Origin of the sequence: Staphylococcus cohnii species complex 1663, assembly GCF_041008415.1 — a bacterium.
In the GTDB taxonomy this organism is placed as follows: Bacteria; Bacillota; Bacilli; order Staphylococcales; family Staphylococcaceae; genus Staphylococcus; species Staphylococcus ureilyticus.
The window spans coordinates 40,471-55,531 of record NZ_JBFDVL010000007.1; the positions used below are offsets into that span (position 1 = coordinate 40,471).

18 protein-coding genes are annotated in these 15,061 nt (G+C 30.6%); 15 read left to right on the plus strand and 3 right to left on the minus strand.

The window, feature by feature from the left end; genetic code table 11:
- The first annotated feature begins 92 nt into the window (after positions 1-92).
- From AB1J10_RS09745 to AB1J10_RS09790, 10 genes are all read left to right on the plus strand, one after another.
- Positions 93-896 (plus strand): bifunctional DNA primase/polymerase, encoded by an 804-nt coding sequence (locus tag AB1J10_RS09745; RefSeq protein WP_210129009.1) that lies wholly within the window; start codon positions 93-95, stop codon positions 894-896.
- Complete coding sequence (locus AB1J10_RS09750; RefSeq protein WP_115342058.1) at positions 883-1,167, plus strand: pathogenicity island protein; 285 nt, start codon at positions 883-885, stop codon at positions 1,165-1,167. The genes AB1J10_RS09745 and AB1J10_RS09750 overlap by 14 nt, the downstream gene beginning before the upstream one ends.
- A gap of 123 nt (positions 1,168-1,290) precedes the next feature.
- Positions 1,291-1,749 (plus strand): hypothetical protein, encoded by a 459-nt coding sequence (locus AB1J10_RS09755; RefSeq protein WP_260813274.1) that lies wholly within the window; start codon positions 1,291-1,293, stop codon positions 1,747-1,749.
- Between the two features lie 12 nt (positions 1,750-1,761).
- Positions 1,762-1,971: a hypothetical protein gene (locus tag AB1J10_RS09760; protein WP_115342060.1), complete on the plus strand. Its 210-nt coding sequence runs from the start codon at positions 1,762-1,764 to the stop codon at positions 1,969-1,971.
- Complete coding sequence (locus AB1J10_RS09765) at positions 1,931-2,569, plus strand: hypothetical protein (protein WP_115342061.1); 639 nt, start codon at positions 1,931-1,933, stop codon at positions 2,567-2,569. Before AB1J10_RS09760 ends, AB1J10_RS09765 begins: the two co-directional genes overlap by 41 nt.
- 12 nt (positions 2,570-2,581) lie before the next feature.
- A complete protein-coding gene (locus AB1J10_RS09770) occupies positions 2,582-3,037 on the plus strand; it encodes a hypothetical protein (RefSeq protein WP_115342062.1) in 456 nt (151 codons plus the stop codon).
- Between the two features lie 1,791 nt (positions 3,038-4,828).
- On the plus strand, positions 4,829-5,338 hold the full coding sequence (locus AB1J10_RS09775) for a phage terminase small subunit P27 family (RefSeq protein ID WP_064205800.1): 510 nt from the start codon (positions 4,829-4,831) through the stop codon (positions 5,336-5,338).
- Between the two features lie 26 nt (positions 5,339-5,364).
- On the plus strand, positions 5,365-5,901 hold the full coding sequence (locus tag AB1J10_RS09780) for a pathogenicity island protein (RefSeq protein WP_186330645.1): 537 nt from the start codon (positions 5,365-5,367) through the stop codon (positions 5,899-5,901).
- Positions 5,898-6,212 (plus strand): hypothetical protein, encoded by a 315-nt coding sequence (locus AB1J10_RS09785; RefSeq protein WP_283275376.1) that lies wholly within the window; start codon positions 5,898-5,900, stop codon positions 6,210-6,212. The genes AB1J10_RS09780 and AB1J10_RS09785 overlap by 4 nt, the downstream gene beginning before the upstream one ends.
- The gene (locus AB1J10_RS09790; protein WP_115342065.1) at positions 6,209-6,544 is read left to right on the plus strand and encodes a sigma-70 family RNA polymerase sigma factor; all 336 of its coding nucleotides are present in this window, start codon (positions 6,209-6,211) and stop codon (positions 6,542-6,544) included. Before AB1J10_RS09785 ends, AB1J10_RS09790 begins: the two co-directional genes overlap by 4 nt.
- 2,603 nt (positions 6,545-9,147) lie before the next feature.
- Here the strand turns inward: AB1J10_RS09790 and AB1J10_RS09795 are convergent.
- Positions 9,148-9,354, minus strand: a complete 207-nt coding sequence (locus tag AB1J10_RS09795; protein ID WP_108909254.1) for a hypothetical protein — start codon at positions 9,352-9,354, stop codon at positions 9,148-9,150.
- Between the two features lie 146 nt (positions 9,355-9,500).
- The gene (locus tag AB1J10_RS09800; RefSeq protein ID WP_369003108.1) at positions 9,501-9,998 is read right to left on the minus strand and encodes a hypothetical protein; all 498 of its coding nucleotides are present in this window, start codon (positions 9,996-9,998) and stop codon (positions 9,501-9,503) included.
- A gap of 612 nt (positions 9,999-10,610) precedes the next feature.
- On the opposite strand from AB1J10_RS09800, the gene AB1J10_RS09805 reads away from it, so the two are divergent.
- The 3 genes from AB1J10_RS09805 (at position 10,611) to AB1J10_RS09815 (ending at position 12,557) form a co-directional block, all read left to right on the plus strand.
- Positions 10,611-10,814 carry a phage head closure protein gene (locus tag AB1J10_RS09805; protein WP_260813275.1) on the plus strand — a complete coding sequence of 68 codons (204 nt, stop codon included), beginning with the start codon at positions 10,611-10,613 and terminating at the stop codon, positions 10,812-10,814.
- A gap of 437 nt (positions 10,815-11,251) precedes the next feature.
- Positions 11,252-11,488, plus strand: coding sequence for a hypothetical protein (locus AB1J10_RS09810; protein WP_115342067.1), 237 nt, complete (start codon positions 11,252-11,254; stop codon positions 11,486-11,488).
- A 601-nt stretch (positions 11,489-12,089) separates the two neighbouring features.
- Entirely contained in the window at positions 12,090-12,557 is a 468-nt protein-coding gene (locus AB1J10_RS09815; protein ID WP_064209736.1) for a bacillithiol transferase BstA, read from the plus strand.
- 369 nt (positions 12,558-12,926) lie between these two features.
- Here the strand turns inward: AB1J10_RS09815 and AB1J10_RS09820 are convergent, their stop codons facing one another.
- Positions 12,927-14,219: an aminotransferase class I/II-fold pyridoxal phosphate-dependent enzyme gene (locus tag AB1J10_RS09820; protein ID WP_046207996.1), complete on the minus strand. Its 1,293-nt coding sequence runs from the start codon at positions 14,217-14,219 to the stop codon at positions 12,927-12,929.
- 200 nt (positions 14,220-14,419) lie between these two features.
- Between AB1J10_RS09820 and AB1J10_RS09825 the strand changes: the two genes are divergently transcribed.
- Both AB1J10_RS09825 and AB1J10_RS09830 read left to right on the plus strand, forming a co-directional pair.
- Positions 14,420-14,515 carry a Trp-rich small protein gene (locus AB1J10_RS09825; protein ID WP_225309943.1) on the plus strand — a complete coding sequence of 32 codons (96 nt, stop codon included), beginning with the start codon at positions 14,420-14,422 and terminating at the stop codon, positions 14,513-14,515.
- Positions 14,516-14,744: 229 nt separating this feature from the next.
- Positions 14,745-14,939: an SE1626 family protein gene (locus AB1J10_RS09830; RefSeq protein ID WP_046207995.1), complete on the plus strand. Its 195-nt coding sequence runs from the start codon at positions 14,745-14,747 to the stop codon at positions 14,937-14,939.
- Positions 14,940-15,061: the final 122 nt, after the last annotated feature.

Genomic DNA, 15,061 nt, shown 5'->3' on the forward strand with positions numbered 1-15,061 from the left:
ATAGCGTTTTTTATGAACGAAATTATTTTTTAATACTATAGAGAAAATAAGGGCTACAAGCGTTACCGCAACTCTTAATTAGGAGGTATTTAATGACAGGTTATCATGTAGCGAAATATTTATTAAAAAAACATATTCAAGTTATACCACTTAATAAGTATAAAAAGCCTATTGTTACTTTTGCAGATATAGATATCACTAATGATTTCATTGAGTACCATTCTAATTTATATCATCGAACTCATGTATTAGGCGTTATTACACGTGGGTTATGGTGTATCGATATTGATGTAGATTATGCTAAAGGTAAAAACGGATTTGAAAGTTTAAAACACGTTCCTTTTTATGATGAAATTGTTACTAATGCACAAAATACATTGGTACAAACTACGCCTAGCGGAGGTAAACACATTATATTTCGTAAACATGATGGTATTGAATACGGTCAAAAAATAAATTATTTACCTTCCGTTGATATAAAAGCACATCATAACAATTATTTTGTATTAGCTAATAGTCGGACACGTAAAGGGATTTATAAACATAATGGGGGGCATGTTGCTGAATATGAAGGGAAATTTGAACAACGTATATTTTCAAAACATGGTAATTATACGCAACAAGTATTAGAGCCGTATTCTATGAAAAACGTGTTATCAGATCATAACTTCGACCATTTAGGCAGTGGTAAAGGTGGACTAGGTAAACAAGCGTATCAACGTATTGTAGATGGTGAAAGCGAATATAGAAACGATGACTTATACAAAGCAGTAAGTTATGCAAAACAATGTAACATTGATATTGAACCTTTGCGCATATTGATTGGGGATAATAAAAACGGTGATATTTTCACTGAAAAGGCATGGGAGGCGACTGTAAGAAGTGCAAGCCGTTAAATATGATATTGATTATGATACACAAGCAAAAAAGACAGGTTTAATAGTTGGAATATCGGAAGAAATATATTTCTGTTCAATAAGTAAGGTGTCGCAAGTATATGTTGAGTATATTGATAATAATTGGGTGTCATGGCGTGAAAGCTATGTACCCAATAGTAATAGGCGCACCAGTTATAAAATGATTGCCCACGGTGGATTTGAGTTGGTAATGGCACGCACTAAGAATTATCTAGGATATATCCAAAAGAATAGAGGGCGAAGAAAATGAGATACCTATATAACAGTGGTAACAGATATGGAACAGTAATAACTAATAACGGTAATCATCGTGTGATTATAGAATTAACTTATTAAACATATTTCAAAATAGGAGGACTCATAAACTGTGTTAATGCATTCAATACCAACTGATCCATTCAAATTAAATAATAAGAAACTCCACTTTAATGACTTTAAGAATTTAGAAATTGTTAACAAACCCATTTGTCACATCTATAAAACGCAGGGCAAGTATCAGTATTTAGAAATTGATTTCATAACATGTGATTGGTGTTTGTCGAGTTTAGGACAGGCAACGCTGCAATCAAGGTTAAATACTGAATCAATCTTCTTGTGGTTAAGAGGATATAATTTGAAACTCAATTATAACAGTGTAGGGCATATGACAATATATTTACGCGGTGATCATTTAGCGATTAATTATTTACTAGATGAAATTAATAAACTCACTGCAGATGCTAAATATTGGCAGAAATACAGAGATGGTAAACGTATGTTAGAAATTGATAGAAATAGTCACTATGTTATGCCGACCCACCATATTAAAGGTAATACACAGAAAATAAGTTAAGGGAGTGTTTCCATGAATCATAAACGCATAGCACATCAGATTCTAGCTCGTTTACCTACCCATGTGAACAATGTATCGAATAGGTATATTAGTTCTTTGATAAGGAAATTTGCTAGAAAAGAGAAAGACTTTAACGAAATAAAACGAATTATAAATCAAAATCGAAAGAAGGCATTTAATTATGGCAAAAACAGTACAAGACAATACAATCAATATCTTTGATAATCAAATTTATGGTAAGGGTGTTAAGGCAAAAGAGGTTAAGCAGAAGTACCAACAGCTAACAAAGCGTATTAAACAGCTCAATAGTAAAATTACACATTATCAAAATAATGATGAATTTGCAGAAGCAACAAAATTAAAAAGTCTACAATCAGATTTAGAACACGAATTAATCGAAGTCGACGAACAACTTAACTCATCAGATTATAAAGTAACTGAAGAAGAATTTGACCAGTTCTACAAGGCATACAACAAAGAAATGACAGGATTTAAGGATGAACATCAAAAACTAGCGAAAGAGATGCAGAATAAACTGCAAGATGTTGTGAAAGTGTATTGTAAAATGATTGAGAATAAAAATGAGGCTGGTCGTCGTATATCTCGTGAACGTTATGTTAAGCAAGAGAAAAATAATCCTGGTAACATTCACAACCAGTATAAAGGCCAAATGTTAGCCCACGAAATTAATTTAGGTGATGGTGATAAATACAATGAACAAACAACGCCACGTGGTTATGCATGGAAAGTCGAACAAGCATTAGATGCCGTTTCTCGTGATGAGTTCCAACAATATCATTATGGCAAGAAACAATGGTAAGGATGTGAGTATATGCTAACAACAATCAAACAATCAGATAATAACGTTAAATATAATAAGCAAAAGAATCGAATTACAGTACAAGCACTTACAACTGATAAACCTGTAGAAATGGGAACGACCAAAACAGTAGATCCTAACTATCAGACATTTAAACCATATGAGTTAGATAACAATCTATTTCAAGCATTAAAAGACAATGACAAGCTATGTGTGATGTTAGACAACAATAAGGATAGTAATATCCTAGCATCGATACATCGTGGCAATTTAACAGTGGTAGTCAATAAAGGACTGTATGGACTATCTATAGAAGTGGATGACAAACCAATTATGCAAGAATTTATAAAGTTAGTGCAGCATAACAAAGTTAAGAGTGTACAAATCTATACAGATGAAGTTACATCGATGAATAAGCTCATTGAAAAGATTGGTAAAATAAAAGCAATTTCTATTAATACTAGGTAATGTAAAGTAGCATTATGACGGCGTTCATGGTATAATATAGATATTAAAGATATACTAAATCTTTAATGTTGAGCGCTCAGTATTAAAGTCTAAATTAGCCATTGGGCATTTAACCCTTGTTATTTTCATTTGTTCCTAGTTCTTCTGTACGTTGGTTTAGGCCATCACTATTAATTGGTGGTGGTCTTTTCTTATAAGTAGTGGGTGTGATGAAAGTATGGGTAGAATGAATGTGGCTGATATATAAGGAGATGCCAATATATTAAAGGTATAGTTGCAGAGGGACTGCACAATAAAGGATACAGTGAATAAGCAACCTATGTTAAAGGTCAGACTATTGAACACAGAGTTTATAAGGTCATTACATTAAGTGATCAAACTCATTGTGTAAAGAGCTTCATTTGTTTGTTGTGATTGTTCATTGATAATAAAAGAGAAGAAACAAATTATAATTTAAAATGATTCAATCAATTAACTTAAATCATTTGTTCTTATTTAACTAACATTAATTGTTTGTTAATGATCTTCTGTTTAGTTTCATTGTTGATTGTGTTCAGAAGATAAATGATTTCTATTGTTGTTTCAATTCAATTGTGAAGTTCATTCATCAAATCAAAAAGTAAATGTTAAAGATAAAAGTAAATTGAGATTTGAATTACAAAAATGTTTGTGAGAATAAATTTAAAAAGTAAATCGAAAATTAAATTAAGATTCTAATTTCAAATAATAAAAATAAATATTAATTATTATTAGATGATAAGTAACAACAATATGAGAAGCACAAACGAGTTACTAATCGTGAATGGTTTGCTTATATACAATGGTGTTTGTAGCCATTTAGAGAGCGATACAGCGCATGTATAGATGATTATATATTAAGTGTTACAAGATGTTATATAGTGCGTGAAAGCTACTTAAATAGATTGATTAAAAGTGAATGAAAAAGCTGATTAAAAGCGAAGTTTTAAGCGATAAATATACTTGAATAAAGTAAGTGTGAATTAGATGGTATGAAAAATTTTAATGGGATAGATAATTTAATCGGGCAGTGAAAATAATACTGGAGATTATAAAAAAGAAAATGAAATTTGAAAAAAATAATTTCTAATTTTAAAGGGGGGCGTTGAATTTGCGCCCAGCCTTTTTGAAAACGAATTAAACGAGCCCGTCTTAAACGTAACCGCATCTTGAAATGAAAAGTTAAAATTGTGTAAGAATTCACAATGTTTGTGGATAAAATAGCCCAATTTAAGCCGTTTATGACCTACTATCCGACTATCAAGCCTTTCAATGCACTGTAAGACGTTTGTCAGAGCTTAATAGGAGTGTGTAAAAAGTTGTCAGAAAATTGCTGGTCAATCGATATTCGAAATAGGTCGAAGATTAAAACATGTAAAAGAAAACGATCTTATTCACGGTGAGTTCAGAGAGTGGCACGAAAACATCGGATTAAATAAGGATTTTGCAAGTAAAGCTATAAAAGTATCGGAACAATTAATAGGAAATGTAGAAACGTTTAGACATTTAGGCTTAACTGCTTTAGATATGATAGCGACTCTACCTGAAGTAGAACGCACTAAAGAACATACAACATCAACAGGTGAGGCTAAAACACCAGATGAAATGACTGTAAAAGAATTACGTTATTTAAAAAAAACAACTTAAACAATGCGACGAAGAAAAATCTCACCTAGAATCACAACTTGAACAAGCACAACGTTCTGAATCAATTGCATGTAAGCAATTAGAGGAATAAATTTCAATACATAATATTTATAGGGGATGATATAAATGTCACAGAGAAAACTATTATCACAACAAAAAGCTTATCGTACAAAAGATGTACAAGAACAAAAGAAAGCCACTGAAGAAGTGATGAATGGACTTACACCTTTATCAAAAGAGCCACCCGATTTTTTAGACGATGATGCTATTCAAGAATGGTATAGAGTGCTTCCACTTATTAATGAATTACCTATAAAAGATTTAGACAAAGGTCTTCTTGCAACTTATTGCCAAACATATAGTAACTACAAAAATGCCACACTCAAAATTCAAGAAGAAGGTATGGTGGTTGTGACTGAACGTGGAAGTAAACTCTCACCTAATTACACCATACAAAGGGACAGTGTGAACACTATGAATGCTATTTGTCCTAAATTAGGTCTTACAGTCGAATCTCGGCTTAAAATCATGGAACCTAAGCCTAAGCAACAATATGACCCATTTAGTGCATTTTTTGAAGATGGTAAAAAACCCCAATCTGTATATGAAGAATTTGGGATGGATAATAACGATTAAACAAAAAAGTTCTAGGGAGGTCTACAATGATTTTAAAGAGAAGTAAAAATATTCTTTGGTATTATGAAGAACCTAAGATTACCGAATACGAGCTTTTAACACAATACTCACCCATGATGATTAATAGCAAAATACGAGTGATACAAGAGCAAATAGATGCAATGTACCACTTGAACACATCTCACATGTGTTGTGATGAAGTTGAAGGCGTGATTACAGTTTCCTATCCATTAGAAAAGTTAGTGTTTTGGATTATACAACAAAAAGATGAATTAGATCGTTTTAAAAATAACAGTACTAAGAAACTAAATTTAATGAAAAAAATCATTCGTAGATATACACCTAGAGAACAAAAAGAAGTCATAAGATATTTCCAAACAAATGGCAGTGAGAAGCCACACAAGACGATTGCCAAGCTGCAAGAAGATTTATATAAAGTGCATCATAACCAACGTATAGAGCGCAATAAACAGCGTCAAAAAGAGAGTGAAGTAATATATCAAAACTTTTTAGTCGAAACGAAAGCATCATTAAATCAAGAACGTGAGGAGTTAGTAATATGACCGATGTAGATTATCCTATTTTAGAACGATACATGCGCAATTATCACAGCATGGTTGATACTTATAAGAATAAACCTAGTGATATGGATGAATTTCAATATATGAACCTAGAATCGATTGTAAAGGGTATTACAGAGGTATATAACGACTGTGATATTAAAATACAACAGATTATTAAATTGACATGGTGGGACGGTAACAACTATACAGAGAACGTTATAGCTGATGTGATAGGCATAAGTGAATTAACATTAAGACATGCGAAAGAGGTTATATTAAAACGTGTTGCAAAGGCAGTAGAGTATGTATGAGGTACGATAAGAAAACTGTTAAACAGTTTATATTAAACTATCATAAGACAATAGATAACAGTAAAGAGTATGATGAAGATACAAATGTTGATGACTTCTTTAGTGTGAATGACCAACAGGAAGCAGTACCTATAGACGAGAATAATGTTGAAGAAAGCATATTTTATAATGAAATAGAAACATTAATTGAGCAAGTAGCTACAGATAAGGAAATTTGCATATTCTGGCTATTAGCAGAAGGTAAGACTTATAAAGAAGTTGGACGTATATTTGAAGTATCTGATGGGAGAGTGAGACAAGTATTTGATAGGTTATTGGATAAGGTGATGTAATAAAAAATGATGATAGTTATTTAATATTCTAAAAAATACTGTAGAATTATTGACTGAAAATTAAGCTATATGTTAGATTATGAAAGGATTCAAACATTTTTGATAAGGTGTATAATTTATTTAGACCATCTCTTTACGAGGTGGTTTTTTTATGATAATTTTATTAATAGTGGAAATTCTAATATTGTATTAATATCTCTCAAGGAAGACAATCTACCCATAATAGATTGTCTTTTTTAAATTTTATGTTACATTATAAATAGAGTCAATAACCATATATTGACTCGCATGCTCTATTATTATATTTGTAAGCGTAGGCACTCTTTACGGAGTGTCTTTTTTATGGTATAAATATCTTGAGCAATATATTACTATTGCTAACCAATACCGATACCATTACTATAAAAAGAGTAGGCACACTGTCCCGTGCTTGCTCTTTTTTTATTTGATTAAACTGTAAAATATATGTTAAATTATATATAGGCTTTTAAGCCACGCAATCCACTGTGATTGACCTTATAATGTATTCAGCGTCTCTTTACGAGGCGCTTTTTTTATTATATATTATATGTACGATCATTATTAACCATACAATGGATCAGACGGACTTTCGGGTCTGTCTTCTTTTATGTTACGGTTATAGTTAGATACTGTTATTTATTGTCGCTACAAGGGTGGGACTTTTGTGCCTGCCCTGCTTTTTTTATGTGAAATAAAAGCGTTGCAAAACAGAAAGTTTTATAATATTATAAAGTTATGAAGTACTCCGACACTTCATCCTTTTTGATGCCACTCTTCGGGGTGGTTATTTATATATATATATAACAAAACATCTATAAGGGTATTAACTTGTAATAATATAGATTAGTGTTAGTGTGTAGATAGGAGTAGGAACCCGTCCTACTTCTTCTATTAAACAACAGTAAATCCAACAATTTATCCACTGTGGGAAGTGGGATTTTATTATATTTATCCAGGTGATTGACAAGTTTATCAATCATATAGTTAGAGTATTTCCTATTTTTCCTTACTCTATAACGAATTATAGCCATCCAACTAGTCATTGGGTGGTTATTTTCATGTAAAAATATTATTTTTTCTAGGTTTAAAAGTAAAATAAAGAGGAATGTTATAACTATCTTCCTAATATTATACTCAATTAATCCTCTACATCTCCTTTATTATTCTAAATTCCTCACTTTTAATAATAAGAGGGGATGTTTTGGTGTGTGAATGATTATTATGTGTATATGAAGAAATGAAGTAAGTAAGATTATCTTAAAAAATATAAAATTAATAAACAAAAATATATTTATATGTTATACTTTTAAAAGAGACTGATATTCATTTAGCGTCTCACCAATTCTATTATTTTTTTACGCACTAGACACTCTTTTAAAGGGTGTCTTTTTATTAATTATTGATAATGATAAAAAAAATAGTGAAGGATTGGCTAAAAATCAAACCATATGTTAGATTATAAATAGACTCAAGCCGAAACTCACTTTCGTGTTTGATAAGGTGTATAATTTATTTAGACCATCTCTTTATGAGGTGGTTTTTTTATGATAATTTCACTAGTAGTGGAATTTCTAATATTGTATTAATGTTTCAAAGAAGGTAATCTATTATAGATAACTTATCTTTTTTATGTTACATTATCAACAGCCTAAAAAATCATCGCATAAATTAAAATTTGTATTCTTGTTATGTACCTAGGCATCCTTTTTAGGATGCTTTTTATTTTAACTTGATTAAATTTATAGAAAATGGTAAGTTAATTGCAGAGAGCTTAGACTCCTTTCTATGTAACTTAAAATAATTAATCATCGAATGAATAGGTGGACTATTAAGTCCGCCTATTTTTAATTTTGGAAATTAGTTAAAATAGACGCAATATGTTATATTATGAATGTGCTTTGGTCACAAGCACGCCTTGAAAGTACATTTAAACGCATTATTAAGCGCCCTAAATAGGGTGCTTTTTATTTTGTTTGACCGAATTATTGGAAAGTGGTAAGTTATATATTCACGTTCCTTACTTTTATAAAGATATGCGAGTATGAAAAGACAGGCCTTTGTGCTTGTCTTTTTTTATTAACTTGCATAATTAAAAATTTATGCTAATATAATAAACACGGTTGATATGATACCAACTGTATTTATCGTCTCATTTTAAAAATGAGTTTTCACAACACCCCTTTACGGGGTGTCTTTTTTATATTATTATATAAATGCGCTTTCAATGATTGTATTTATAGTTCACACTGAGTAGGCACATGTCCCGTGTCTGCTCTTTTTAATTTGATTAAATGGAAAAATATGTTAAATTATAAATAGGCTTTTAAGCCACGCAATCCACTGTGATTGACCTTATAATATATTCAGCGTCTCTTTACGAGGCGCTTTTTTTTATTATATATTATATTTACTATTATTATTAACCATACAATGGATTAGACGGACTTTCGGGTCTGTCTTTTTTGTGTTATATTATATTTATCCGAGACCTCGGACTCCTTATTGAGACATTATAGTGTAGCCCTCTAATTAGGGGGCTTTTATTATTTCGATACAACTTTTTTTAAAGCTTATTTTCAATTTTAATCTTCATAATTAAAAAACATATCTACCATTTCTTGTTCTTCATCTGTTTCAATAAACCCTTTATGATTTTGTTTTAGTGCTTCAGCGTCTAGATCTACATCTTCTTCATCTAGTCCCAAGTTATCTTCTGCTAAACTATTAATTCTTTTTACTATTTCATCTTCATTCCAACCCATCTTTTTCATTTCTTTTCTATAGTCCATAATTAAGCCTCCTTTGAAGTTATTCAAATAAATATTGCTATTAATATAATAATAGCACTGATAGCAAATGTTGCTTTATCTTCATTGTTCAAATTTACACCTCATAAATTATAAAAAATATAGATCATAGTTCAATAACCTTAGAATTATTTAAGTCCTTCGATTTCTAATTCAGCTTCGTTTCTGGCCATAGCTTCTTCTTGTACTTCTTCAGTAAATTCTGCTATATCATCTTCATCAATATTTATTGTTTCTTCGTGAATTTTTTCTAGAAAAGTTTCTCTTTCAGCCAAATTATCCTCTGTTAAATGAGCATCACCATTAGGAATGCCGGTATATCCATGTTCTTTAGCGACTTTTGCATTTCCTTCAGCTATTTCTTGGTCTGTAGGCTCTTGCTGTACTGGTTGTTGTTCTTGTGGTTGGATTGGTTCTTGTTTAACCTGTTGAACAGACTGTTCATCTGATTGAGATTCTTTACTTCTAACTTTTTTATTGTCTGTTTTCTCTTTATCATTGTTTTTAGATTTTTTCTCATCACTTTTTTTCTTTTTATTATCTATTTTATCATATTTATTAAGTGACTTAGATTCTGTTTCATCCTTTGACTTGTTTTCTTCTTTACTTCCACATGCAGTTAACACTAGAAAAAACATCAAAACTAAAAATAAAAATTTCTTCATATAATATCTCCCTTTTACAATAGTATTTATACACTATTGTACTATTCATAAATATTAAAGATAATAAGAAAAAGTTATGACGATAATAATAATAGATAGAATAGCTTATAGCCCTTTATTAAGTGATGTAATATATTTTCATTAAATACAAATTGCGAACGTTAAACGAACAATTATACGTAAATACATTTCTCGATGCAAAACAGGGCGAATGTCAGAACTATAATTAAGGTTATTTGATAACTTCGAGCAATTTTTAAGGGCGATGTGATGTACTCAAAAATGAGGATATTAGAGAGTGCAGGTGTAGTAGAAACGTGCCGAAATCTCGACCCGTCTATCATGGGGGCGTGAAACGCTACCCCATAAAATGACTGAACGAACCGTTAGGGTATAGTATGCTATTACTTAAAATTGAGTAACAGCAAATGGACAAAAAAGTCCGATTGTAAAAGTGAGGTGAAACAAATGACATATCATTTTAATAATAGAATTGAGATATATAAAGAAGTCAGTGCTGGCCCATATCCAGGTATGAGTGGCAAAGAAGTTATAGCGCGTCCGTAGGCAGATATTAAGACGCTTAAAGGTTCAGAATATGTAGTAGGTAACATCACAGCTAGTGAAGAACCAGTACGCTTTATTATTAGATATCGTGATGGTATAGATACAACACAAAAAATAAAGTGGAAAGATAAAGAATATAATATCGATTCTGTAGCTAACGACAACGGATTGAACCAAACTTTAACACTATTTGCGACTGGTTACGAATAAGTTATGTTTAGTAAGTTTGTATAGGTGTATAATAAAAGTATGTAACAATAATTACAACGTGGAAGATACCTCACTTTAATTAGTGGGGTATTTTTCCGTTCTGTGAGAGCGTCTGTGTTGCATCGAGAAATGATAAAGTGGGTATACGGTAAGGTCATTGCAATGGGGGGTAACGATTCGTTCCGTCCATATAGCTAACTTGGCGAGATGGTTATTGATATAAAGAAAACCGCTGAGTGACCAACTCAACGGTAAGAAACTTATAATAAAGAATGTGTTGTTTCGAAAATTTAAAACGAATTAAATATCTAACCAACCAAATACTAATTATAACATAATGTTACCTTTTGTCGAATATTCAACAATAAATTATAATATTCCAATAAAAATATTTATAGTATATAATAAAGATATTAAAGAAAAAGGAGGACTAGTAAATGGATTTAAGTTCATTAAGAACACTTTTGAAAGAAGCACCTAAAGGTATTAATTGTTATTTATTCGTAGGAAAAGACGAAATAATAGAAACAGTACATGATTTTGAAGAAAGTGAATCAAATAATACAACTCTATTTGTAACAAAACCAGAGAAAAAAATTATTAATTTAAATCACGTTGTTAAAGTGAAACCGATTAATGAAATACGTGATGAGGACGTAAAGAATCTTACATAGTTATTTATAATCAGTGGGGAAAAATAACATCTCACACATAAGAGAATGAATAGTATTACACGGTCATAATTTGGTCATAACAGAATGAAAAAACTAAAAATAATGGCATTTAAGAAAATATAAAACCTTGATTTAACAGTGTTTATGATTAGTATTTACAGCAATTTATGCATATACAGTATGCCAGGTATGATGTAAAATATTTATCACATCAATATTTAGTTGATTGATATGACGAAATAATATAAAAATTAAAAACAAACTTTATAGAAGATACTCATGGACGTTTCTCATTTAAACAAATTTTTTGAGAAACGTCTTTTTTATATATCATAGTATAAGTTAAAGCAAAACAAACGTGTTATTAAACTGAAGATTTACTAGTGATAATACAAAGGTGTCAGTGAATGCTTTTTGATTATAAATTATATCTAAATTTTGAATCGATGGACTAGATATTAATAATTAAAATATACATTGTTTATAATAATTTTATTTATGTGAATAAGTATTAAATAAAAGGGTAGAGAGTGGATGTACGTTTTTATAGTAACATTATATTTAAGTTGCACGATATTTGAAGAGTGGAGGGGATTAAATTATGACAAAGAAATCAGTATATGATGTTATTGATATGGGTGTTAATTATTTAATTTCAGGTTATGATAATTGGAGTAATGATCAAGTATTGGACGATAAAATTGATTTATTCCCAAATACAATACATTGGCAATATGGTCATGTTTTAACTATATTTGAATCTGCATTATCTTTATATGATAAAAATACAGTAGATGTAGAGAAATACACGCGTTTATTTGGTTATGGATCCTCACCAGAAAATTGGGGAGATGAAACAGTACCAAAAATAGATGAAATCTTGAACGATTTACAAACCTTACCAGAGCGTGCTCAAAAAATTTCAGATGAAGAACTACAAGCAGAATTAACTGAAACCATTGCAGGTTGTAATACGTTAGACGAATTGTTGGTATTAAATGCAATTCATATTCCTTTACATGCTGGTAAAATTGAAGAAATGTCTCGTGTTTTAAAACAACAACAATAAATTAAATAGATACTGATATATAAATCCTAGAAAAATAGCACACAGATGATTTAATGATATAATTTAATCCATCTGCGTGCTTCTTTATTCTTCAGTATTTCGTATTGTTGACTCGCTTTCTTAGGGGGGCAGCTTCATCCTGTGATCTTCAGCTTATCCTGTTCCCCCAAGCGTCTCGCTAGAATACAACTCATTCACATGTAATTCCACATTAAAATACTTTAAAAAACAAGGCTCTATATCAAACCAAGTAGTAGCTCAATGAGCTAACTATAATTAACACAATATTGAAAAGGGCAATTTCTATATGATTTCAATAGAAATTGCCCTTTTTTACTTGTCCAAGAACTTTATGTCCCAGTGACTTTTTTATACATTTTGTAAATCAGAAATGGCTTTAGCTATTGAATCAAAGACATGAGGGATATCATCTTTTTCTACACAACTAAAAGCAATTCTAATGTCAGAATCATTTAATGCAATTACACCAATAGAATAATTTTCAATTAAATGCTTACGTAACTGTTCTGGATTAACATTTTTAACTTTAAGCGCCATAAAGTATCCAGAGTTAAAATCATAGGGTTGCCAATATGTTGAATATTTTTCGTCATAAACAACAGATTTTGTAGTTTGGTATCTTGCATTTAATGTATCTATATTCTTTTGAATCTCTTTGTCAAATTGATCATGGTTTTCAAGTACATATTTAACTGCACTTTGAGAAGGCATTGGTCCACTAGAAATATTACTTCTAATTAACCCTTTTACTTTGGCTTCTAAGACTTGTTTTGTAATAGGATCGTTCACACCAAAACTAATAAATCCAACACGTAACCCCCATGCAAAGAATTCTTTAGTAGCTCCATCTAAGCGGATAGGTAATAAATTAGGCAAATGTAAATTTGTTAATGCAGTAAATAGAGATTGCGTGTAAACATCTTCATAGAATAAACCATAGTAAGCGTCGTCTATTAATGCAATAACATTAGTGCCACGCTCTGCAAGTGATTTGATGGCATCGACAATAACGGCTACTTCATCTTTAGTAGGCGTATAGCCAGTTGGGTTATTAGGATAATTCAGGATTAAAATAACTTTATCTTTGTTATATTGTTCTAAAGTATGAACAAGTTGTTCAGTGGTGAAATGTCCATGCTCATCGAAGATATCATATGTTTCAATTTCAGCACTATGTCTTGTACTATATACTAATTTATAGTTACCCCAATTATGTGATGGTAGTAAAATTGTGTCTCCGCTATCAACAAACATATCTCCCACAATAGATAGACCGTGTGTCAATGCATTCGTAACAATAGGTCTTGTCATGTGATTCGCAGTTAAATCAGGATTGTCTTTCAACATTTTTTGTTGCCATAAATCGCGAAGTGCTTCTAAACCTTGAGGAGGTGCGTACGGAAAGATGTCATTTGGTTCTAAATGATTGAACATATCATTTAACGTTTCAGCATACATTTTACTATCTTTATATGTTGCCATACCAATTGTGGCATTATACTTAGTAGCTTTCGCTTCTGCAGATTGTGATAAAATGCCTTTGGGATAATACATTAATTTGCCTAAATCAGAAAGCATATCTGCGATTTCTGGATTGGATTTAGATAATTGTTCGTTTAAATCTAAAGCTAAAGGATTCATAGTTTGTTAACCTCTCTTTACTTTTTAAATGATATAACTATATTATCTTGAAATCAGTCAAAATTAAAGCGTTCTAAACATTTTATAAGAAAAATATAAATTTATGGTCATTTTATACGAACATGTGTTCTGATTTATGTTAGAATATAGATAGGCCATCAAAATCCTACATGGTACTTTTTTGTGGGGGGTGTAGTATGATTACGTGGTGGCAAGAAATTTTAGTAACTTTAATAACAGGTGGCTTACTTGTTGTATTCCGTGTTTGGTTAGAAGATAAGTGGAAAGACAAATAGGTGGCCTTACACAAAAAACCCCAAGTCTGATAGCGCAGACTTGGGGTTGTGTAGTATAATTCGTGGATACAATTATATTTTAGCACCACCAAGTATAAACTGCAAACAATATATTCTATTGCGTGTAATGGAAATTAATAAAATAATAAATTTAAATAGAAATAATACGAATGAGTTTTAGAAATTGCGAGTAAATTTTGATACAATATAATTATTTGAGGTGAGTATAGTGAAGCATTTAACAAAAATATTTGTGGTTATTGCTATTGTATTGTTTGTCGTTGGTTATTATTTGCAGGCTACTGGTCATGAAAATTCAGGCATAAAATTATTAATTGCAGCAATTATGTTTATGATATGTGCATTTATAAATAGAAGTAATGATAGACGCAAAAGAAATAACCAAAATCATAAAAGGAAATAAATAGTAAGATAGAGACAATAATTTCTTTCTTACTAAGAGTAAGGCTACCCATTTTTTATGTGGGTTAGCCTTTTTTATTTTAAACGATATAGTTATTGGTTTTAATATTTAAAACAAAATTT